The organism is Solimonas flava DSM 18980 (assembly GCF_000426685.1).
Classification (GTDB): domain Bacteria; phylum Pseudomonadota; class Gammaproteobacteria; order Nevskiales; family Nevskiaceae; genus Solimonas; species Solimonas flava.
The window spans coordinates 340,192-361,088 of sequence record NZ_KE384553.1 but is presented as its reverse complement, the minus strand read 5'-3'; the positions used below and the strand labels follow the sequence as shown (position 1 = coordinate 361,088).

At 69.6% G+C, this 20,897-nt stretch carries 9 protein-coding genes; 4 read left to right on the top strand and 5 right to left on the bottom strand.

What is annotated here, in order from left to right; genetic code table 11:
* Positions 1 to 28 precede the first annotated feature (28 nt).
* The 5 genes from K343_RS0119770 to K343_RS0119750 form a co-directional block, all read right to left on the bottom strand.
* Complete coding sequence (locus K343_RS0119770) at positions 29 to 1,423, bottom strand: type II and III secretion system protein family protein (RefSeq protein WP_245585255.1); 1,395 nt, start codon at positions 1,421 to 1,423, stop codon at positions 29 to 31.
* Positions 1,424 to 1,435: 12 nt separating this feature from the next.
* Positions 1,436 to 2,359: a Flp pilus assembly protein CpaB gene (cpaB, locus tag K343_RS23005; RefSeq protein ID WP_154662663.1), complete on the bottom strand. Its 924-nt coding sequence runs from the start codon at positions 2,357 to 2,359 to the stop codon at positions 1,436 to 1,438.
* 98 nt (positions 2,360 to 2,457) lie between these two features.
* A complete protein-coding gene (locus K343_RS23745) occupies positions 2,458 to 2,961 on the bottom strand; it encodes a TadE/TadG family type IV pilus assembly protein (protein ID WP_028009531.1) in 504 nt (167 codons plus the stop codon).
* Positions 2,962 to 2,973: 12 nt separating this feature from the next.
* Positions 2,974 to 3,414 carry a prepilin peptidase gene (locus K343_RS22995; RefSeq protein WP_051278745.1) on the bottom strand — a complete coding sequence of 147 codons (441 nt, stop codon included), beginning with the start codon at positions 3,412 to 3,414 and terminating at the stop codon, positions 2,974 to 2,976.
* A 342-nt stretch (positions 3,415 to 3,756) separates the two neighbouring features.
* Positions 3,757 to 3,945 (bottom strand): Flp family type IVb pilin, encoded by a 189-nt coding sequence (locus tag K343_RS0119750; RefSeq protein ID WP_028009530.1) that lies wholly within the window; start codon positions 3,943 to 3,945, stop codon positions 3,757 to 3,759.
* A gap of 272 nt (positions 3,946 to 4,217) precedes the next feature.
* Here K343_RS0119750 and K343_RS0119745 point away from each other — a divergent pair, with 272 nt between their 5' ends.
* The 4 genes from K343_RS0119745 to K343_RS0119730 all read left to right on the top strand — a co-directional run bounded on the left by K343_RS0119745 (position 4,218) and on the right by K343_RS0119730 (position 20,866).
* Positions 4,218 to 5,060 (top strand): symmetrical bis(5'-nucleosyl)-tetraphosphatase, encoded by an 843-nt coding sequence (locus K343_RS0119745; RefSeq protein WP_028009529.1) that lies wholly within the window; start codon positions 4,218 to 4,220, stop codon positions 5,058 to 5,060.
* Between the two features lie 637 nt (positions 5,061 to 5,697).
* Complete coding sequence (locus tag K343_RS0119740; protein WP_028009528.1) at positions 5,698 to 6,513, top strand: sulfatase-like hydrolase/transferase; 816 nt, start codon at positions 5,698 to 5,700, stop codon at positions 6,511 to 6,513.
* A 57-nt stretch (positions 6,514 to 6,570) separates the two neighbouring features.
* Positions 6,571 to 15,939: a type I polyketide synthase gene (locus K343_RS0119735; RefSeq protein ID WP_051278744.1), complete on the top strand. Its 9,369-nt coding sequence runs from the start codon at positions 6,571 to 6,573 to the stop codon at positions 15,937 to 15,939.
* A gap of 73 nt (positions 15,940 to 16,012) precedes the next feature.
* Positions 16,013 to 20,866 (top strand): type I polyketide synthase, encoded by a 4,854-nt coding sequence (locus K343_RS0119730; RefSeq protein WP_028009526.1) that lies wholly within the window; start codon positions 16,013 to 16,015, stop codon positions 20,864 to 20,866.
* Positions 20,867 to 20,897: the final 31 nt, after the last annotated feature.

The following is a 20,897-nucleotide window of genomic DNA, read 5'->3' as shown; positions in this document are numbered from 1 at the left end:
GCCTGTGATTCTAGCTGCTGATCTTTCATCAGCGGCTGAAGCCGGAATCAAACTTGCCGCGTTCGAGGAAGATGTTGTAAGCCGGGCTCGGCGTCTTGCCGTTGTACTGATCGCCCGGCAGCTTCGGCAGCGCAACACCCTTGGCGACCGGGCGCACCAGATGCGGGGTCACGACCATGATCAGCTCCTTGTCGGTGCGGTCCAGCGTCGTCGATTTGAAGAACGCGCCGAGCACCGGAATGTCGGCCAGCCACGGCACCTTGTTGACGCTGTCGGTCAGGCTGGTGCTGACAAGGCCGGAGATCACGAAGGTCTCGCCGTCGCCAAGTTCGATCGAAGTGTCGGTGCGACGTACCGTGAGCGCCGGAACCGCAACACCGCCGATCTGGATGCCTGCCGAGAAGTCGAGATCGCTGACCTCCGGCGCCACCTTCAGCGCGATACGGTCGCGCGCCAGCACCGTCGGCGTCAGCGACAGCCGCACGCCGAACTCCTTGTACTGCACCGTGATCGCGGCGTTGCTGCTGGTCCCGCCGCCGCCCTGGCTGACCGGCACCGGGAATTCGCCGCCGGCGAGATAGCTCGCCGTCTGGCCGCTGGTCGCGAGCAGGCTCGGCTCGGCCAGCGTGTGCGAAAGCCCCTTGCCTTCCAGCATGTTCAGCAGCGCCGTGATGTTGCTGCTGGCGTCGGTCACAACGATGCTGAATGCATCGGACAGCGCACTCTTCAGCGTGCCTTCGAGGCCGGCGCCCGTGGGGGAGAAATCGACGCCACTGGTCGTGCCGGAGCCGAAGATGCCGCCGGAAGTCTGCGAGGCGCCCGGGTTGCTCAGCACAAAATTGAAGCCGTAGCGCTGCATGGTTTTGCGCGACACCTCGGCGATCTTGACCTCGGTCAGCACCTGCGATTCGAGCTCGATGCTGCTGCGATCGGTAATCGCACCTTCTTTCGGCGCGGAAGCGCCGAGCTGAGCGCGGCGATGGGCCAGCAGGTTCGGCAGCTTGCCTTCGACACCACGGCCCGGATCGACGACGGCGTTGCCGAGCTCCGGATCCGGCACGCTGGCCTTCAGCGGGTCGATCGGCAGTTGCACGCGGACGATGTACTGGCGCGGCTGCGTCGCCCCCTTCACCCAGATCATCAGGCTGGTGATGCCGACCGCCTTGCCGTTCAGCAACAGATCGCGGCGGTTGACGACGCTGACGTCGGCGGTCGCCGGGTTGCCGACCGCGACCCGCGTGACGTCGGCATTGGCGCGCATCAGCTTGTGCGTGCCCTGCTCGACGATGACCACCGCGCTCGGCGCGGTGTCGTCGGCCCGACTCGGCACACTACCCAACCAGGCGCCGAGCAACAGCAGGATTTGCAGCAGCACGAGACCGAAGCGGGAGTTCATCGTACGAAGCGCTTGTTTGTTGTTCATGGAGGCTCGTCCTTACTTCGTCGTCACGGCGCTACGATCGTTGCCACGAATGATCTCGACGCGCGTCACCGGCACAGCCGAACGCGGTGGCGGCTTGACGCGTCCCAGTTCCTCGGCCGTGATGACCTTTTCCGGGGACGGCTTGGCAGCAGCCGTAGCGGCAGCGGGCGCAGCAACCGCGGCCGTCTCCGGCACGGCGCCCTCGGGCGCCGCCGCGACGTCGGTGCCCTCAACTGCGGGTTCGTCGCTCTGGCCATGCAGCGCCAGCCGCAGTTCACCCAGGCTGGCGCCGAGCATCAGCTTGGTCGTGTCCTTGTCGGCAATCGCCAGGACCGCCGTACGCTGCTGACGCTGCTGCTGGCGCTGCTGGTCGTCCTGCACGCCCTCGGGACGATCGACGACCTGCTCCAGATAGGCGAGCACGCGGACGTCCTTCAGCAGCACGCGGGACTGAGGCTTGTCGATGCCGTCGGATCCGCGCAGGTAGATCAGGATGTCGACGATATCGCCCGGCCGCAGGAATCCGCCGACCGCCAGGACGTCGGTGACCGAAATCGACACCGCCTGGAAGCCCGCGGGGATGGCGCGGGCGAGCAGATTGCCCTCGCGGAAATAGCGACGCGTGACCGGGGCACCGGCATCGACATCGACGAGCGGCTGCTTGCCGACCACCTCATCAATCGTCGTGAACGGATCGGCCGGCTTGACCGAGACTGGAACCAGCGCCACGGCGTCGCGCGCGATCGGCTTGTAAGCCTCGAGCGGCTTGACCGCGACCACGGCGAGCGTCTGTTCGGCCTCCTGCTGCTTGACCTGTTGCTGCGCCGATTCGGACTTCTGCGCGTATTCGCGGCTCATGCGGTAGCCGACCGCTGCCAGGATGATGGCCGCCAGCACGGAAACCGCCGCGAAAATCTTCAAAGCGGTACTGCTCATCTTCAATCCCCTTCCCCACCGAACCGGTGGCGTCCTGTCACCGACTGCAAAGCTTCGATCACGCGGCCATCAGCGGGATGGCTGCGTAATCCTGTCATTCATGGTTCGAGTTTAGCGATGGCGGTCGCCACCATCGTTTCCGGCATCGGCGGAATCGTGCCGACCATCGGCAAGCCGAGCAGCTTCGGAAAGATCCAGCTGCCACCGTTGTTGACTTTGTAGGTTACCGTCACAAGCCCGTATCCAGCCGGGCAAGCCGTCGTACCGGTCCCCGCACACAAAGTGTATTGGGGCACGACGCGGGCGTTGTTGGCCACTGCAGCCGTGCACGTGCCGGATAACCACTGCAAAGCGCAATTCGCCGCCAGTTTCGCCTGGGTCTGGCGCTGCGTCTGCGCATCCGTTGCGGCGGGATCCACTGCGATTGCAGCTTCGATCCCCTTGTGTGCCGCGAACTCGATCGACTGCCTGACGACGAACAGGTATCCGTAGACGATCACGCAATACACCAGCGCCAGCAGCAGCGGAAAAACGAAGGCGAACTCGATCGCTGCCGCGCCGGTCTGGCGCCCCCTGCATTGCCGCCGATCATTCTTGTTCATTCCATATTTCCGCTACCGGATCAGGAGCGGCCCCCACATCATTTCCACCGCGAAGGCCGCGCCCAACATCGGCGCCGCCGGGAACCGAGCCTGCATCTGCCTGTGCAGCGCAAGCAAGAAGAGCGCCGCAACGCCCATCAAAATCGACGCGCCGAGCACCATTTCGAATCCGCGTCCGACGCCCAGCAGCAAGCCGAGCACCGCTGCGAACTTCACGTCGCCCGCGCCGAAGCGATGCAGAGCGTAGCCCGGAATCGTAAGCGCAAAACCTAGGGCCATTCCACCGACGCTACTGCCCCAACGCTCGCCCAGCAATCCCACGCCGTTGACGATCAATGCCAAGAGCGCCGGAACTGCCGCCAGGATTAGCAAAACATTAGGAACCCGCCGCTGCCTGAAGTCATACCACGCGATGCAGGCAGTCCATACGATTAAGAGCCCCACGACAACCATGCCATATCCCTTGGCTACTACAACCCGTCCTCAATATGCGTGCTGATCGTGAACACACCGCAAAGCAGGGCACCCGCACTGGCTCCGAGCTCTCATTAAGACCAGACAAGCCAGCCCCCAACCTTGGCAACCGCCAGCGAAAGAAGAGGCTATGTCTTCCGTCTGACCGCAATCACAGCCACCGCCCTGCCCCATTGCCTTTTTGAATCCCTCAAAAGCCCGGGAGACCGAGGAAGCTCACCAAGCTGCCGAAATCCTTGGTCAACTCAGTAGGATCTCGGCGCCTGGTCGCATACCCCTCGTCATACGGCTCTCAAGCCCACAGAGCCCCATGATCAGAGGTCAGGCGGCGGCGCCGCCCACCACGGTCGAAAGCTGATCGCTGACCTTCTTGAACAGCGCGCTGAGATTGGTCCCAGTCGTCAGCAGGATTGCAATGATCGCCACCGCGATCAGGCCGACGATCAGGCCGTACTCGACCGCGCTCGCACCTTCTTCGTCGCGCAGAAAATTCATCATCTTGTTCAACATTGGTTTCGCTCCTGAGAACCGCTTCCTGAACCCGAAGTCGGGACTTTCCTGGTCCCGCTTTCCCCGGTCACCACCGACCGTGGCGGTACTATGAGTTTCGCCCTCTCCACCGTCAAAGCGCGTTGACGGCTCCTTCAGTACCGTTCATCGGTTAAATTTCCTTCGTCCCGCCGAATTACGCCGCTCATCCCGCCTCGACACGCCCAATGTAAGAAATCTCTTACATATCACGGTATTGTGGCGCCGGCGGTTTCCACTTTTTTCATTATTCCATGGCCACCTACGCGATCGGCGACATCCAAGGCTGTTTCCAGGGGCTGCAGGACCTGCTCGGCCTCGTCCGCTTCAACCGGCGCCACGACCGGCTGCTGCTGACCGGCGATCTGGTTGCACGCGGGCCAGACTCGCTGGAAACGCTGCGCTTCGTCTCCGGTCTCGGCGCACGCGCGGTCACGGTGCTCGGCAATCATGATCTGCATCTGCTGGCGCTCGCAGAGAAGGGCGAGCCGGGCGACCCGGCCGATCGCCTCGACGCCGTCCTCGGCGCCCCGGACGCCGGAAGGCTGCTGAACTGGCTGCGCGGCCAGCGTCTCGCCTACCGCGACGCCGAACACCGCGTACTGATGATCCACGCCGGCGTGGCCCCGCAATGGACCCAGCGGCAGACGCTGGCGCTGGCGGGCGAGGCCGAAGCGGTTCTCGGCGACGACCGTCGCCATCGTGCGTTCTTCGCCACGATGTACGGCAACGAGCCGCGCCGCTGGCGCGACACGCTGCAAGGCAGCGAGCGCTTGCGCGCGATCGTCAATGTCCTGACCCGCGCCCGCGTCTGCGATGCCGACGGCAACTTCGATTACCGCTACAAGCGCGGCCCCTCCGACGCGCCCGCCGGCCTGATGCCTTGGTTCTCGGTGCCGGGACGCCGCACACGACGCTCGACGCTGATCTTCGGACACTGGTCGACGCTGGGCACCGTGCACTGGCCCGAATACGGCGTGTACGGCCTGGACACCGGCTATCTCTGGGGCGGCAGCCTCACGGCATTGCGGCTCGATGACCGCCGCCTGTTCTCCGTCGCAGCCGAACGCGCCGAACGCGTACCGACACCGGCATAGGCGCTGAGCCCCCCGATCGGGTGGGGCCCTTGGCGAGCCGCATCCTTGCCGGACCTTGCACGCCGCTTGCAGGGACCATCAAAGATTTTGCTCGATGCTCGGCCCCGGCGACCGAACGGCCGCCAGTTTCAGGCCAAATCTGCAAGCCGTCAGTGAATGGCACATGACGTCACAATGTGTCAGTCGCTGTCGTTTTTCCTACACAAACCGACGACTTATGTCGCATCGCAAAGTCCTGTCTGCAAACCCTGAGCTAAGAGCCGGAAATTTCTGATAGCTGCTGTTGGCAAACGCGTGGTACCTAAGCACTACCAACGATAAGGAAAGACCGGAATAGCAGTAAGCCGGCTTTCCAAGCTCCGACACGACCGGAGGCCATGAACGGGAGGAGACGGTCATGGCGAAAGCCAGTGCCTGGGCGTACGCGCTCGCGCGGATTGAGGGGGATGACAGACACGATGACCAGCCGGGATATGCGCTGCTGCCACCGCGAGCGGGCGTCGCTGACGTCCTGCGCCGCCCATCCTGAGCCGCGTCGTCGCACCTTCAGCCGTTTAGGGCTGTTCCGATTTGACCATTCGTTCTATTTCTTGACACATGGCGGAGCCAAGCCGCCCTTCCCCTTTGACCGACTGCCATGAGCCACAACCTCGTCTTCATCGTGATGGACAGCTGCCGCTTCGACAGCTACAGCGCCGCCAAGACCCCGAACATGGACCGTATCGGCGCCGGCGAACGCCGCTTCGCGTACGCGTCCTGGACCAGCCCTTCGCACTACACCTATCTGATGGGCATGGTCCCGCACGACAGCCCGCAGCATGTTTTTGCCTCCGAGGTCTACAAGAAGGACTTCGTGAAGTGGGTTGATCGCCTCGGCATCGACGGCCTGTCGTTCAAGAGCTTCATCCCCAACCTGTCGCTGCCGAAGGTGCTGCAGGACCAGGGCTACCGCACGGTGGGTCGCGTGTCGATGCCGGTGCTGAACCCGGCCAGCCACCTGAACCGTCACTTCGACGACTACAAGCTGATGTCGAACCACAACGATTTCGCCGGCATGGTCGAGGAGATCGAGTTCGACGAGGACGAACCGAGCTTCCACTTCCTGAATCTCGGCGAAACGCACTATCCGTACATGCTCGACCCGAAGTCGCTGCCGCACATCTCCGGGGTGCACGGCGTGTTCAAGCGCATGGATGACACGCTGGGCCAGGACACTGAAGACCAGTTCTTCGACGAGAAGCAGATGCGCGACCTGCACCAGCAGCAGATCAAGACCGTCGAATACGTCGACGGCGTGCTCGACGCGCTGATCGCCAAGGCACCCGTCAACACGCATTTCATCATCACCGCCGACCATGGCGAGTGCTTCGGCGAGAACGGCTACTTCGGCCACGGGCCGATCGTGCACGAGAAGGTGCTCGAAGTGCCGTTCCTCGAAGGCAAGAAGCGCTGACGGCTGGCCCCGGCGCATTTTTTCGCGAAGCAACTGACTGAACGCTGGAGAGGTCCCGTGAGCATTGCCCCTGCCAAGACCTTCGATGTCATCGGCCTGCAGGCCGCCGACTTGCCGCACGCCGGCATCGCCGCCGCCGTCGCACGCGCCGGCGGCATCGGCCTGCTCGATCTCGAGTTCGCCCGAGACGGCGAGCTGATCCAGCGCAACTTCGTGCAGCTGTGCGTGTCGTCCGATGCGCGCATCGGTCTGCGCGTCACGCCCGACAGCGCCAAGCTCGCCCGCAAGCTGCTCGCGCAGGCGGAAGGCCGCGCGCTGACGGTGGTGCTGGCCGGAACCGACAGCTACAAGAAACTGCGCAAGGACGCCGGCCTGCGCGCCGGCGACCGCGCCTGGGCCGAGATCACCGATCCGGCGCAGCTCGCAGCGATCGAAGGCTGCGATGCCGTCGTCGCGCGCGGCCACGAATCGGGCGGCTGGGTCGGCGAATACACCAGCTACATCCTGCTGCAGAAGCTGGCCGGACGGACGGAGCTGCCGCTGGTCGTGCAGGGCGGCGTCGGCGTGCATTCCGCCGCCGCCTGCCGCGCCGCCGGGGCCGCCGGCGTGATCTACGACGACCAGCTGCTGCTGCTCGCCGAATCGCCGCTGCCGATGTCGCTGCAGAACGAGCTCGGCCGTCTCAACGGCGCCGAAACCAAGCTGCTCGGCGAATTGCTCGACACCAGCTGCCGCGTCTATGCGCGCCCCGCCTCGGCGGTGATGAAAGCGGCCGAGGAAGACAATCGCCAGTCCGAAGGTGGCCTGCTGGCCCTCGACGCCTGGCGCGAGCAGACCGCGGCGCGCGTCGCCTGGTCCGCCGACGGCTCGACATTGCTGCCGCTCGGCCAGGGCATCGGCCTCGCCGGCACGTTCCGCCGCCGCTACGGCAGCGTCGCCAAGCTCGTGCAGGCCGTGCGCCGCGAAAGCCTGAAGCAGATCGATCAGGCCGCCGAGCTGCGCTTCCTCGCCGAGCACGGCGCGCTGGCCGATTCGCACGGCACGCGCTTCCCGCTCGCGCAGGGGCCGATGACGCGCGTCTCCGACTCGCCGGCCTTCGCCGTCGAAGTGGCCAAGGGCGGCGCGCTGCCCTTCCTCGCGCTCGCCCTGATGCGCGGCGAGCAGGTGCGCGAGATGCTCGAACAGACGGCGGCGACGATCGGCGACCGGCCGTGGGGCGTCGGCATGCTCGGCTTCATCCCGCATGCATTGCGCGAAGAGCAGTGCGAAGCGATCTGGAAGTGCAAGCCACCGTTCGCACTGATCGCCGGCGGCCGCCCGGACCAGGCCGCAGAGTTCGAGAAGCGCGGCATCAAGACCTACATCCACGCGCCGGCGCCGGCGCTGCTGAAGATGTACCTCGAACAGGGCGCGCGCCGCTTCGTGTTCGAGGGCCGCGAATGCGGCGGCCACATCGGCCCGCTCGCCAGCTTCACGCTGTGGGAGGAAATGATCGACGTGCTGCTCGAGCACGTGCCGCCGGCCGAGGCCAAGGACGTGCATCTGCTGTTCGCCGGCGGCATTCACGATGCGCGCTCCGGCGCGATGGTCGCCGCGATGACGGCGCCGCTCGCGGCGCGCGGCATGAAGGTCGGCGCGCTGATGGGCACCGCCTACCTGTTCAGCGAGGAGATCGTGACGAGCGGCGCGGTGGTGCCGGGCTTCCAGCAGCAGGCCCTGCTCTGCGAACGCACCAAGAACCTCGAAACCGGCCCCGGCCACTCGACGCGCTGCGCGGACACGCAGTTCGCGCATGACTTCTTCGAACAGCGCCGCCAGCTGATCCGCGAAGGCCGGAGCGCCGAGGAAATCCGCGACATCCTCGAAGAGCTGAACCTCGGGCGCCTGCGCATCGCCTCCAAGGGCGTCAACCGCGACGACAGCGGCAAGGTCGTCGAGATCGGCGCCGACCGCCAGCTCAGCGACGGCATGTACATGATCGGCCAGGTCGCGACCCTGCGTCGCGAGCCGGTCAAGGTCGAAGCGCTGCACGACGACGTCTGCAACGCCGGCCAGCGCCTGCTCGAAACGCTGTCGGCGGTGCGCGTCGAGCGCGCGGTCAAGGCGCAGCCGTCCGACGTCGCCATCATCGGCATCGGCACGCTGCTGCCGAAGGCCGGCAGCGCCGACGAGTTCTGGTATCACGTGCTGCACAAGGATGTCGCGCTCGGCGAAGTGCCGAAGACGCGCTGGGACTGGACGCTGTATTTCGACGGCGACCGCAAGGCGCGCGACAAGGTCTACTCGCGCTGGGGCGGCTTCCTCGACGAGGTCGCCTTCGACCCGATGCGCTTCGGCATCCCGCCGAAGTCGATGAAGGCGATCGATCCCATGCAGCTGCTGACGCTGGAGGTCGCGCGCCGCGCGGTCGCCGACGCCGGCTATGGCGACGGCGGCTACGACCGCGCCAACACCTCGATCGTGCTCGGCGCCGGCGGCGGTCTCGGCGACCTCGGCCTGCAGTACGGCGTGCGCGCCGAGCTGCCGCGCTTCGTCGAAAACCCGGACCCGTCGGTCTGGGAACGTCTGCCGGAATGGACGGAGGAGTCGTTCTCCGGCTCGCTGCTCAACGTCGCCGCCGGCCGCGTCGCCAATCGCATGGATTTCGGCGGCATCAACTTCACCGTCGACGCCGCCTGCGCGTCCTCGCTCGCGGCGATCAGCATCGGCGTCAACGAACTCGAATCGGGCCGCAGCGCGATGGTGCTGGCCGGCGGCGTCGACACCGTGCAGTCGCCGTTCGGCTTCCTGTGCTTCTCGAAGACGCAGGCGCTGTCGCCGACCGGCCAGCCGAAGACCTTCGACCAGGGCGCCGACGGCATCACCATCAGCGAAGGTCTCGCCGTCATCGTCATGAAACGGCTCGCCGACGCCGAACGCGACGGCGACCGCATTTACGCCGTCATCAAGGCGGCGTCCGGCTCGTCCGACGGCAAGGCGCTCGGCCTCACCGCGCCGCGCCCCGAGGGCCAGATCCGCGCCCTGCGCCGCGCCTACGCCAAGGCCGGCTTCTCGCCGGCGACGCTGGCGCTGGCCGAAGCGCACGGCACCGGCACCGCGGTCGGCGACCGCGCCGAAGCGCAGACCATCACGCGCGCGCTCGCCGACGAACACGCGCCGGCCAAGAGCGTCGCGCTCGGCTCGGTGAAGACGCTGATCGGCCACACCAAGGCCAGCGCCGGCGTGTCCGGCCTGATCAAGGTCGCGCTGTCGCTGTACCACCGCGTGCTGCCGGCGCACTACGGCGTCGACAAGCCGATCGACACGATCGCCGACCCGAACTCGGCGGTGTACCTGCTCAAGGACGCGCGGCCGTGGATCGCGCATCCGGATCATCCGCGCCGCGGCGGCGTCTCGGCCTTCGGCTTCGGCGGCACCAACTTCCACGCCGTGCTGGAGGAATACCGTCCGGCGAACGGCGGCAGCAGCGCCGCCAGCGGCGCGAACCGCTGGTCGTCGGAACTCTGCGTGCTACGCGCCGCCGACGACGCGGCACTCAAGCAGGCGATCGACAAGCTGCTGCCGGCGCTGAGCACGCAGGGAGGCAAGCTGACGCTCGCCGAGCTGGCGCTGGCGCTGGCGCGCGAGGCCGACGCCCGCCGCGGCCAGGCACTGACGCTGGCGATCGTCGCCGGCAGCCTGCAGGGCCTCGCCGCCGACTTCGAAGCGGTGCTCGCGCATCTGACGCAAAGCAAGCCGCTGCCGGCCCACATCCGCCTCAACCGCGCGACGCCGGCCGAGGCGCCGGCCGTCGCGCTGCTGTTCCCGGGCCAGGGCGCGCAGTACGTCAACATGGGGCGCGAAGCGGCGCTCTACTTCGACGAGGTGCGCGAGGCGCTGGAGCTTGCCGACCGCACGCTGCGCGACGAAATCCCGGGCCTGCTGTCGCGCCGGATCCTGCCGCCGGCCGCGTTCGATTCCGAAACCGAGCAGCGCCAGACCGCCGAGCTGACCGACACGCGCATCGCGCAGCCGGCGATCGGCGCGCTTGCGCTCGGCTATCACCGGCTGGCGACGCGCCTGGGCCTGTCGGCACAGGCCGCGGCCGGCCACAGCTACGGCGAATACGCCGCACTGATGGCGGCCGGCGTGCTCGGCGCGACGGACTTCCTGAAACTGTCGGCGATTCGCGGTGCGGCGATGGCCAGCGCCGCGCAGTCCTCGGTGCCCGGCGGCATGGCCGCGGTGCAGGGCAAGCGCGAAGCGATCGCCGCGATGATCGCGCCCTATGAAGGCGTCAAGGTCGCCAACCACAACGCGCCCGAGCAGACCGTGATCTCCGGTCCCAAGGACGCCGTCGCCGCGGCCGCCAAGGCCTGCGACGCCGCCGGCATGCGGGCGACGCTGCTGGCGGTGTCCGGCGCGTTCCATACCGAGCTGGTCGCCGGCGCACAGCCGCCGCTGTCGCAGGCGATCCAGGCCACCGCCTTCGCCAAGCCGGCGTTCGCGGTGTATTCGAACAGCACGGCGCAGCCCTACCCGGCCAAGCCGCAGGACATGCAGCGCCAGCTCGATGCGCACCTGCTCAGCAGCGTCGAGTTCGTCGCCGAGATCGAGGCGATGTACGCCGCCGGCAGCCGCGTGTTCGTCGAACTCGGCCCGAAGGGCATTTGCAGCAACATGGCCCGGCAGACGCTGGCCGGCAAGCCGCACGTCGCGGTCTCGCTCGACGGCAGCGGCGGCGGCCTGCGCGGCCTGCTGCTCGGCCTCGCCGAGCTGACGGCCGCCGGCGTCGCGCTGACGCTGACGCGCCTGTTCGAAGGCCGCGACATCGCGCCGGTCGAGCCGGCGCAGTTCGCGGCGCGCGCCCGGCCGGAGGCGCTGCCGAAGCACATCTGGATGGTCAGCGGCGGCTGTGCGCGCCCGCTCGACGATCCGCAGTACCGCACCGGCGCCAAGCCGCAGCTCGACAAGGCCGCCGCCGACGCGGCGATCGCCCGCGCCCAGGCCGAGCGCGACACCCGGCTCGCCGTGGCGCGCACGCCGCCGGCCGCGCCCGTCGCGCTGCCGGCCACACCGCTCGCGGCACCGGGGCTGGCGGCGCTGCCGCCGGCGCTCGGCAACGAGGCGATGCAGGCCTACCAGCAGACGATGCGCCAGTTCCTCGCGCTGCAGGAACGCGTGATGCAGCAGTTCCTCGGCGGCGCACCGGCGGCGATGCCGTCGCTGCCGCAGATGCCGGCGTTGCCGGTCGCGGCGCCGGCGCCCGCCGTCGCGGCGCCCGTCGTCGCGCCGACGCAGCCGAGCTTCGCGCCGCCGCCGAGCGCGCCGGTTGCGGCCGCGCCCGCCGTCGTCACCCGCGCGCCGGTCGCGGCCCCCGCCTTCGATGCGAAGAAGCTGCTGCTCGACATCGTCGCCGAGCGCACCGGTTATCCGCACGACATGCTCGCGCTCGATGCCGATCTCGAAGCCGATCTCGGCATCGACTCGATCAAGCGCGTCGAAATCCTCGGCGCGCTGCAAAAGGCGCTGCCCGGCGACGCCGGCACGGCGATGCAGGCGGCGATGGAGCGCTTCACCAAGGCCAAGTCGCTGAACGCCATCCTCGCCGAGGCCCAGCCCTTCCTGCCGGCGGCGGGCGCGGTGAGCCCCGCCGCCGTCGCCGCGCCGCTCGCAGCCGTGACGCCGAGCGCGCCGGCGCTCGATCTGCAGGCGCTGCTGCTCGGCATCGTCGCCGAACGCACCGGCTATCCGCAGGACATGCTCGCGCTCGACGCCGATCTCGAAGCCGACCTCGGCATCGACTCGATCAAGCGCGTCGAAATCCTCGGCGCACTGCAGAAGGCGCTGCCCGGCGACGCCGGCAGCGGCATGCAGGCGGCGATGGAACGCTTCACCAAGGCCAAGTCGCTGAACGCCATCCTCGCCGAGGCGCGCGCCTTCGCGCCGGCCGGCGTCGCAGCGGCCGCGCCGGCACTCGCGCTCAGCGTTGCGAGCATCGCCGTCGCCGCGCCGGCGCTCGATCTGCAGGCGCTGCTGCTCGGCATCGTCGCCGAACGCACCGGCTATCCGCAGGACATGCTCGCCCTCGACGCCGATCTCGAAGCCGACCTCGGCATCGACTCGATCAAGCGCGTCGAAATCCTCGGCGCACTGCAGAAAGCGCTGCCGGCCGAAACCGCCGCGCAGATGCAGGGCGGCATGGAGCGCTTCACCAAGGCCAAGTCGCTGAACGCCATCCTCGCCGAAGCGCGCACGCTCGGCGGACTTGCCGCGGCCCCGGTCGCGACGGCCGTCGCGACGACGGTCGCCGTGGCGGTGAGCGCACCGGCGGCCGGCTTCGACGCCGAACGCACGCTGCTCGAAATCGTCGCCGAGCGCACCGGCTATCCGCAGGACATGCTCGCCTTCGACGCCGACCTCGAAGCCGATCTCGGCATCGATTCGATCAAGCGCGTCGAAATCCTCGGTGCGCTGCAGAAGCTGCTGCCGGCCGCGCTCGCCGAGACGATGCAGGGCCGCATGGAACGCTTCACCAAGGCCAAGAGCCTGCGTGCGATCCTCGACGAATTCGCCACGATCGCCGGCAGCGGCGCGCCGGCAGCGGCGGCCGCGACGCTGGCGGCGACGGCGCCGGTCGCGGTCGCCACGGCCGCGGCGGTCAGCCTCGACGTCTCCGCGCAGCTGCTCGCGATCGTCGCCGAACGCACCGGCTATCCGCAGGACATGCTTGCCTTCGACGCCGACCTCGAAGCCGACCTCGGCATCGACTCGATCAAGCGCGTCGAAATCCTCGGCGCGTTCCAGAAACTGCTGACGGCCGAGGCAGCGGCGCGCATGCAGACGGAGATGGAGCGCTTCACCAAGGCCAAGAGCCTGAGCGCGATCGTCGCCGCCTACGCCGAGCTGTCGGCCGGCGCTGGTGCCGCAGCGCCGCTGGCCGCCGTGCCGGCGGACGACGCCGCGGTCGAAGCGCCGGCGACGACGATCCCGCGCTATCTGATCAAGTCGCAGGCCATGCCCCTGGCGGCCGGCAACGCCGAGCTGCAGGGTCTGACCGTGGTGCTGGGCGGCCCCGAAGGCGTGCGCACCGCGCTGCAGACGATCCTCACCGCGCGCGGCCTGACGCCGGTCTTCATCGACGCCTTCGACGACAGCCTCGCCGCGGCGCTCGCCGGCGCGCAGGCCGAACACGGGCCGGCGCGCGCCGTGCTGCATCTGCACGGTCTGGTCGGCGAGGAAGCCGCCAGCGCCGCCGACTGGCAGCGGCTCGGCGCGCGCTGCGTCGGCAGCCTGTTCCTCGCCGCCAAGGCGCTGGAACCGCAGCTGGCGCAGATCCGCCTGATCGCCGCGACGCGCCTCGGCGGCACGCTGGGCCGCGACGCCTTCGGCAGCGGCGCGCCGATCGCCGGCGGCGTGACCGGCCTGACCAACTGCCTGCGCCACGAGTATCCGGACGCGCAGATCCGCAGCGTCGATTTCGACGGCCAGAGCGACGACGAAATCGCCACCGAGCTGGTCGCCGAGCTGCTCGCCAACGACCCGCAGCCGGAAGCCGGCTGGATCGGCGGCGAGCGCTACGGCAGCGTCACCGTCGAACAGGCGGCGACCGAGCACGCCTTCGCACCGAACCTGAAGCCGGAAGCCGGCTGGGTGCTGCTCGTCACCGGCGGCGCGCGCGGCATCACCGCCGAGATTCTCGAAGAGCTGGCCGTGCCGGGCCTGCGCTACGTGCTGCTCGGCCGCACCGCCGAGCCGGCTGCCGAAAGCCCCGCGACCGCGGCGCTGGCCGACGCCGCGGCGCTGCGCAAGGCGCTGCTCGAAGCGGCGATCGCGCGCGGCGAGAAGCCGAAGCCGGTCGAGATCGACCGCGCCGTTGCCGCCACGCTCGTCGAGCGCGAGATCCGCGCCAACCTCGCCCGCCTGCGCGCCCGCGGCGCCGAGGTCGAATACCTCGCCTGCGACGTGCGCCAAGCCGAGGCATTCGGCGCGGTGATCGACGAGGTCTACGCGCGCCATGGCCGCATCGACGCGGTGATCCACGGCGCCGGCGTGATCGAGGACAAGCTGCTCAAGGACAAGACGCCGGAATCGTTCGCGCGCGTGTTCGGCACCAAGCTCGATCCGGTGTTCGTGCTGCAGCACAAGCTCAAGGCCGACTCGCTGAAGTGGCTGTCGTTCTTCACCTCGGTCGCCGGCCGCTACGGCAACCGCGGCCAGAGCGACTACGCTGCCGCCAACGAGGCGCTGAACCGCATCGCCTGGTCGCTGTCGCGCGCCTGGCCGCAGACGCGCGTGTTCGCCGTCAACTGGGGACCGTGGGATGCCGGCATGGCCAGCGACGGCGTCAAGCGCGCGTTCCGCGACAAGGGCATGGAACCGATCCCGGTCGCCGCCGGCCGCCGCTTCTTCGCCGACGAGCTCGCCTACGGCACGCGCCAGGACGTCGAGATCGTCGCCGGCTACGGACCGTGGCGCCTGTTCGGGCCGACGCCGGCCAGCGCCGACACGGCGCCGCCGGCGGCCGGCAGCGGCAGCGGCGGCAGCGGCTATCCGCTGATCCGCGACGCGCTGCGCATGGGCCCCGGCGGCAACATGACGCTCGACCACGTCTTCACGCTGGCCAGCGATCCGTACCTGATCGACCACTGCATGGACGGCAAGGCCGTGGTGCCGGCAGCCGGCGCACTGGAGTACATGGCGCAGTTCGTCGGCGCCGCGTGGCCGGGCTGGCACGTGGTCGGCATGCGCGACGTGCGGCAGATGAACGGCATCGTGCTCGAAGGCGGTTCGCGCGCCGTGCAGCTGCGCGCGCGGGCGTCCTCGCACTCCGATCTGCACGGCCAGACGGTGACGGTCGAGATCATCGACCCGCAGCGCAAGCTGCCGTTCTACCGCGCCACCGCGGTGCTGCTGCAGGAGCTGCCGGAAGCGACGCTGGCGCAGGCACCGGTGCTGCCGGGCGAAGGCATCGCCATCGAGGCCGCCGACGCCTATCGCGAGCATCTGTTCCACGGTCCGCGCTTCCGCCTGATCGAGCGCATCGACAAGCTGCACGGCGGCGGCATCGCCGTCGCCGTCAAACCCTCGCCGATCGAGGGCTTCGTCGGCGCCGCCGGTGGCCGCTGGGTGTTCGACATGGGCCTGATGGACGTGCCGCCGCAGCTGGCCTTCGTCTGGGCGCGCGTGCAGCAGGACAAGGGCGCGCTGCCGGCCGGCTTCGGCAGCGTGTCGCGCTACGGCCGCGAACCGCTGTCCGGCCCGCTGAAGCTGGTGATGCGCCTCAAGCCAGCGCCGCACGAGCACGCGATCGCCTACGACGCCGACATCATCGACGCGCAGGGCCGCGTGCGCATCGCCATCGTCGACGGCACCAGCACGATGAGCGCCGGCCTCAACAAGCTCGCGCCGAACCATCGCGACTTCGTCTCGGGGCTGATCGCTTGAACGCGCCGATGCCCGCCGCGACCGCCGCCCGTCGCCGGCAGCCCACGAGCGCGGGCCCGCGCGGAGCACGCCCGTGAGCCAGCCGGTCGACATCGCCATCGTCGGACTCGCCGGCGCCTACGCCGGCGCCACCGATGCCCGCCGCTACTGGCAGAACATCCTCGACAAGGTCGATGCCGTCAGCGACGCCGGGCCGCGCTGGACCGGGCCGTACTTCGATCCCGACGCGAAGACCAACGACCGCATCTACACGACGCGCGGCGGCTTCCTGCACGACAGCATCGTCGTCGATCCGGTCGAGTTCGGCGTGCTGCCGAGCCTCGCCGAGGGCGGCGACCCCGATCACCTGATCGCCCTCAAGTACGCGCGCGACGCGCTCGCCGACGCCGGCTACGGCGCACAGCGCAAGCCGTTCGATCCGCAGCGCGCCGGCGTCGTCATCGGCCGCGGCACCTACGGCAACCGCGGCATGGCCAGCGTGCTGGCGCGCGGCCTGTTCGCCGACCAGGCGATCGCGCTCGCGCGCGGCCTGCGGCCGGACCTGTCGGAAGCCGAGCTGCGCGAGCTGCACGATCACTTCCGCAGGCAGCTGCCGGTCTACAACGCCGACATGGTCGGCGTGCTGACGCCGAACGTGATCGCCGGCCTGATCGCCAACCGCCTCAACATGATGGGGCCGAACTTCATCGTCGACGCCGCCTGCTCGTCGAGCCTGATCGCGCTCGACGCCGCGGTCCGCGAGCTGGTCACCGGCCGCTGCGACCTGATGATCACCGGCGGCGTGCATTCGCAGACGCCGCCGCAGCTGTACATCCAGTTCTGCCAGATCCAGGCGCTGTCGCACGGCGACATCCGGCCGTTCCAGAAGGGCGCCAACGGCATCCTGCTCGGCGAGGGCGTCGGCATGCTGGTGCTCAAGCGCCTCGCCGACGCCGAGGCCGCGGGCGACCGCATCTACGCCGTCATCAAGGGCGTCGGCACCTCGTCCGACGGCCGCGCCAAGGGCCTGCTCTCGCCGCGCCTCGAAGGCCAGGTGCTGGCGCTGCAGCGCGCCTACGAAAGCTCCGGCATCGACCCGCTGACGATCGACCTGATCGAGGCGCACGGCACCGGCACCGAGATCGGCGACCGCACCGAGATCGAGACCATGCGCCATATCTATGGCGCGCGCGGCCGCGGCGCGCAGATCGCGGTCGGCTCGGTGAAGTCGATGATCGCGCACTGCCTGCCGGCATCCGGCAGCGCCTCGCTGATCAAGACCGCGCTGGCGCTGCACCACAAGGTGCTGCCGCCGATGATCTGCGCGGAGCCCGATCCGAATCTGCATCTCGACGAGACGCCGTTCTACATCAACAACGAGGCGCGGCCCTGGGTGCATGGCGCCGCGCATCCACGCCGCGCCGCCGCCAACGCCTTCGGCTTCGGCGGCATCAACGCGCACGTGATCCTCGAAGAGCATCGCGAACGCCGCCGCACCCAGGTCGGCGTGCTGCACCGGCCGACGCCGTCGGAGCTGGTCACGCTCGGCGGCGACACGGTGCCGGCGCTGCTCACCAAGATCGAGCAGACGCTGCTGCACCTGCGCGCGCCGCGGGCGGCGACGCTCGCCGAAGTCGCGCGCGCCAGCGCCAGCCTCGCGCGCGGCTCGCATCGTCTGGCGATCGTCGCCGACAGCGAAGCCGATCTCGTCAAGAAGCTCGAGCAGGCGCAGGAGAAACTGCAGCGCGCCGACGCCAGGCCGTACAAGACGCGCGGCGGCGTGTTCTACGGCCGCGGCGACGCGCCGGGCAAGCTCTGCTTCCTCTACCCCGGCGAAGGCGCGCAGTACCCGAACATGCTGGCCGACCTCGCGCTGCACTTCCCGCAGGTGCGCGAGGCCTTCGACTTCATGGAGTCGACCGGGCTCGCCAGCGGCATGCCGGCGCGCGCGCCGATCGTGTTCCCGGCACCGACCGGCCTCGACGACGAAGCCCGCAAGGCGCTCGAAGAACGCCTCTACGGCATGGACGTTGCCGCCGAGAGCGTGTTCTCGGCCGCGCTCGGCCTGCAGGCCCTGCTCGACGCCATGGACTTCGCGCCGGACGCGATGCTCGGCCACAGCACCGGCGAGAACACCGCGCTGACCGTCAGCCGCGTGCGCCGCACCGAGCGCCGCGAGGAAATCGCCGAATCGATTCGCACGCTCAACGATCTGTCGCGCCGTCTCGAAGCCGAAGGCCGCATCGCCGAGGGCACGCTGCTGACGCTCGGCGCGCTGAAGGCGCCGCTGCGCGAAGCGCTGCTGAAGGACCCCGGCGAGATGATCGTGGCGATGGACAACTGCCCGAACCAACTGGTGCTGTTCGGGCCGCCGGCCGCCGCCGAGGCGCTGCGCGAAAAGCTGTCCGCCGAAGGCGTCATCTGCGTGGCGCTGCCGTTCGGCCGCGCCTATCACACGCCGCTGTTCAAGCCGTTCGCCGACGCGCTGCGCGAGTACTTCAAGTCGCTGGACTTCGGTCCCGGCCGCTGCACGCTGTACAGCGCACGCGCGGTCGGCCGCTTCCCGGCCGAGGGCGACGCGATCCGCGAACTCGCCGCCCAGCAGTGGGAAAACCCGGTGCGCTTCACCGAGACCCTGCAGCGGCTCTACGAAGACGGCTATCGCGTGTTCGTCGAGGTCGGCCCGAGCGGCAACCTGACCTCGTTCGCGTCCGACACGCTGCGCGCGCACGACGACGTCGTCGCGGTCGCCACCAACAGCCGCCGCCGCCACGGCGTCACGCAGCTGCATCACGCGCTGGCGCAGCTCTACGCCGCCGGCGTCGCCTTCGAACCGGCGGCGCTGTACGCGCATCGCGACATCGACACGCTCGACCTGATGGCGGCGCCGCGCGCCGCCGGCCGCCGCGGCATCACGATCTCGCTGCAGATGCCGGAGCTGAGCCTGCCGGCCGACTGGGCACCGCTGCGGCGCCAGCTGCAGGCCACGCCGGCCGCGCCGGCTGCCGCCGCCGATCCGGCGCATCCCAAAGTCGTGCCGCTGAAGCGCCCGGAAGCGGCGCCGGCCGTCGCGGTCGCCGAAGCCGCCGCCGATCCGCGCAGCGAGCTGCTGCGCACGCATTTCTCGCTGATGCAGGACTTTCTCGACAGCCAGTCGCGGGTGCTGGCGGCGATGACCGGCACCGCGCCGCTGCCGCCGCTGACGATGCCCGGTCCGCCGGCCATGCCGGCGGCGGCCGGCGCAGCGCCGGCCGGCGCGCCGCGGCGCCTGCCGATGCTCGGCCGCATCGTCGAGCAGAGCGCGCAGAAGCTGGTCTGCGAACGCACGCTCGACCATCACCACGATCTGTTCCTGCAGGATCACGCGATCGGCGGCACGCCGAGCCGGCGCGACGCCGGCCTGCTGCCGCTGACCGTGGTGCCGTTCACCTTCAGCATGGAGATGCTGGCCGAAGCCGCGGTCCAGCTGCTCGGCCGCGACGAGCTGGTCGTCACCGGCTTCGAGGAGTCGCGCGGCAGCCGCTGGCTGGCCCTCGACGGCGAGGTGCTCGACGTGCGCCTGGTCGTCGAACGCGAAGCCGCGCGCGACGGCCACGAGCGTGTCGCCGGCCGCATCTTTGCCCTCGGCAAGAGCGGCGGGCCGCCGGGCGGCACGCTGGTGTTCGAAACCACCGTGCTGCTCGCCACGCACTATCCGCCGCCGCCGCCGATGCGGCCCTGGGCCTCGGCCGACGCCCACCCGGCGCGCGCCAATCCGGACGGCGAGATCTACAGCCGCGGCATGTTCCACGGCCCGCGCCTGCAGGGCGTCAAGCACATCGCGCGCTGGGGCGAGCGCTCGATCGAGGCCGACGTCGAGGCGATCGCCACGCACGACTACTTCGACTTCACGACGGCGCCGCGCTTCGAGTACGACGCCGCGATCCTCGACGCGGTCGGCGCGCTCGCCGCGTACTGGGTCACCGAGAAGTTCGCCTGGGCCTACAACTGCTTCCCGTTCCGCCTCGGCCGCTTCACGCTGTACGCGCCGCCGCCGCCGGCCGGCACGCGCGTGCGCTGCCGCGGTGACGTGCGCCTGGTCGGCGAGACGATCGTCGCCGCCGACTTCGACGTCGCCGACGCGCAGGGCCGCGTGCTGATGCGCGCCGACGACTGGGAAGACCGCAAGTTCCCGACGCCGCAGCGCTTCCTGCATTACCGCCTCGATCCGCCGGCGCGCATGCTGTCCGAGCCGCTGCTCGAAGGCCTGCTGCCGCCGGGCGTCGTCGCCCGCCGCCTCGAACCGTTCGACGAGGGCTTCCTCGACCAGGGCTTCGCGATCTGGAAGCGCGTGCTCGCGCACATGGTGCTCGACGCCGCCGAGCTGAAGACCTTCTACGCGCTGCCGGCCAGCGGCCCGCGCCGCGAGGAATGGCTGATGGGCCGCGTCGCCGCCAAGGACGCCGCGCGCCAGTGGCTGGCCGCGCTGCCGCTGGCGCTCGCCGCCGCCGACGTGCACGTCGCCAGCGACGCGGCCGGCGCGCCGCAGCTGCGCATCGGCGCGCACCCCGGCCCGACGCCGGCGGTGTCGATCAGCCACAGCCGCCGCTGGGGCGTCGCCGCCGTCGCGCCGCCCGGCGCGCGCCTCGGCATCGACTACCAGCGCCTCGACGGCATCGACCTCGAAGCCGTCGCGCGCGGCGCGCTGAACGCTGCCGAGCAGACCCTGATCGCCGCCCAGACCGGCGCGGCGCGGGCACGCGCGATCGCCGCCCTGTGGAGCGCCAAGGAGGCCGCCGCCAAGGCATCCGGCCTCGGCCTGCAGGGCCGCCCGCAGGACTGGCACGTGATTCGCTACGCCGGCGATGCGACGATCGCCGGCGCCGACGTCGAACACGGCGGCCAGCGTTACGCCGTCATGATCCACTTCATCGAGGGGCGCGAAGTGTTCGCGCTCTGTCTCGCCTGAACCTCATTACCAAACCGTCCGCATCCAGTTT

Coding starts and splice junctions, on each gene's coding strand:
- K343_RS0119770 (WP_245585255.1), bottom strand. CDS start 1,423: ATGAACAACAAACAAGCGCTTCGTACGATGAACTCCCGCTTCGGTCTC.
- cpaB (WP_154662663.1), bottom strand. CDS start 2,359: ATGAGCAGTACCGCTTTGAAGATTTTCGCGGCGGTTTCCGTGCTGGCG.
- K343_RS23745 (WP_028009531.1), bottom strand. CDS start 2,961: ATGAACAAGAATGATCGGCGGCAATGCAGGGGGCGCCAGACCGGCGCG.
- K343_RS22995 (WP_051278745.1), bottom strand. CDS start 3,414: ATGGTTGTCGTGGGGCTCTTAATCGTATGGACTGCCTGCATCGCGTGG.
- K343_RS0119750 (WP_028009530.1), bottom strand. CDS start 3,945: ATGTTGAACAAGATGATGAATTTTCTGCGCGACGAAGAAGGTGCGAGC.
- K343_RS0119745 (WP_028009529.1), top strand. CDS start 4,218: ATGGCCACCTACGCGATCGGCGACATCCAAGGCTGTTTCCAGGGGCTG.
- K343_RS0119740 (WP_028009528.1), top strand. CDS start 5,698: ATGAGCCACAACCTCGTCTTCATCGTGATGGACAGCTGCCGCTTCGAC.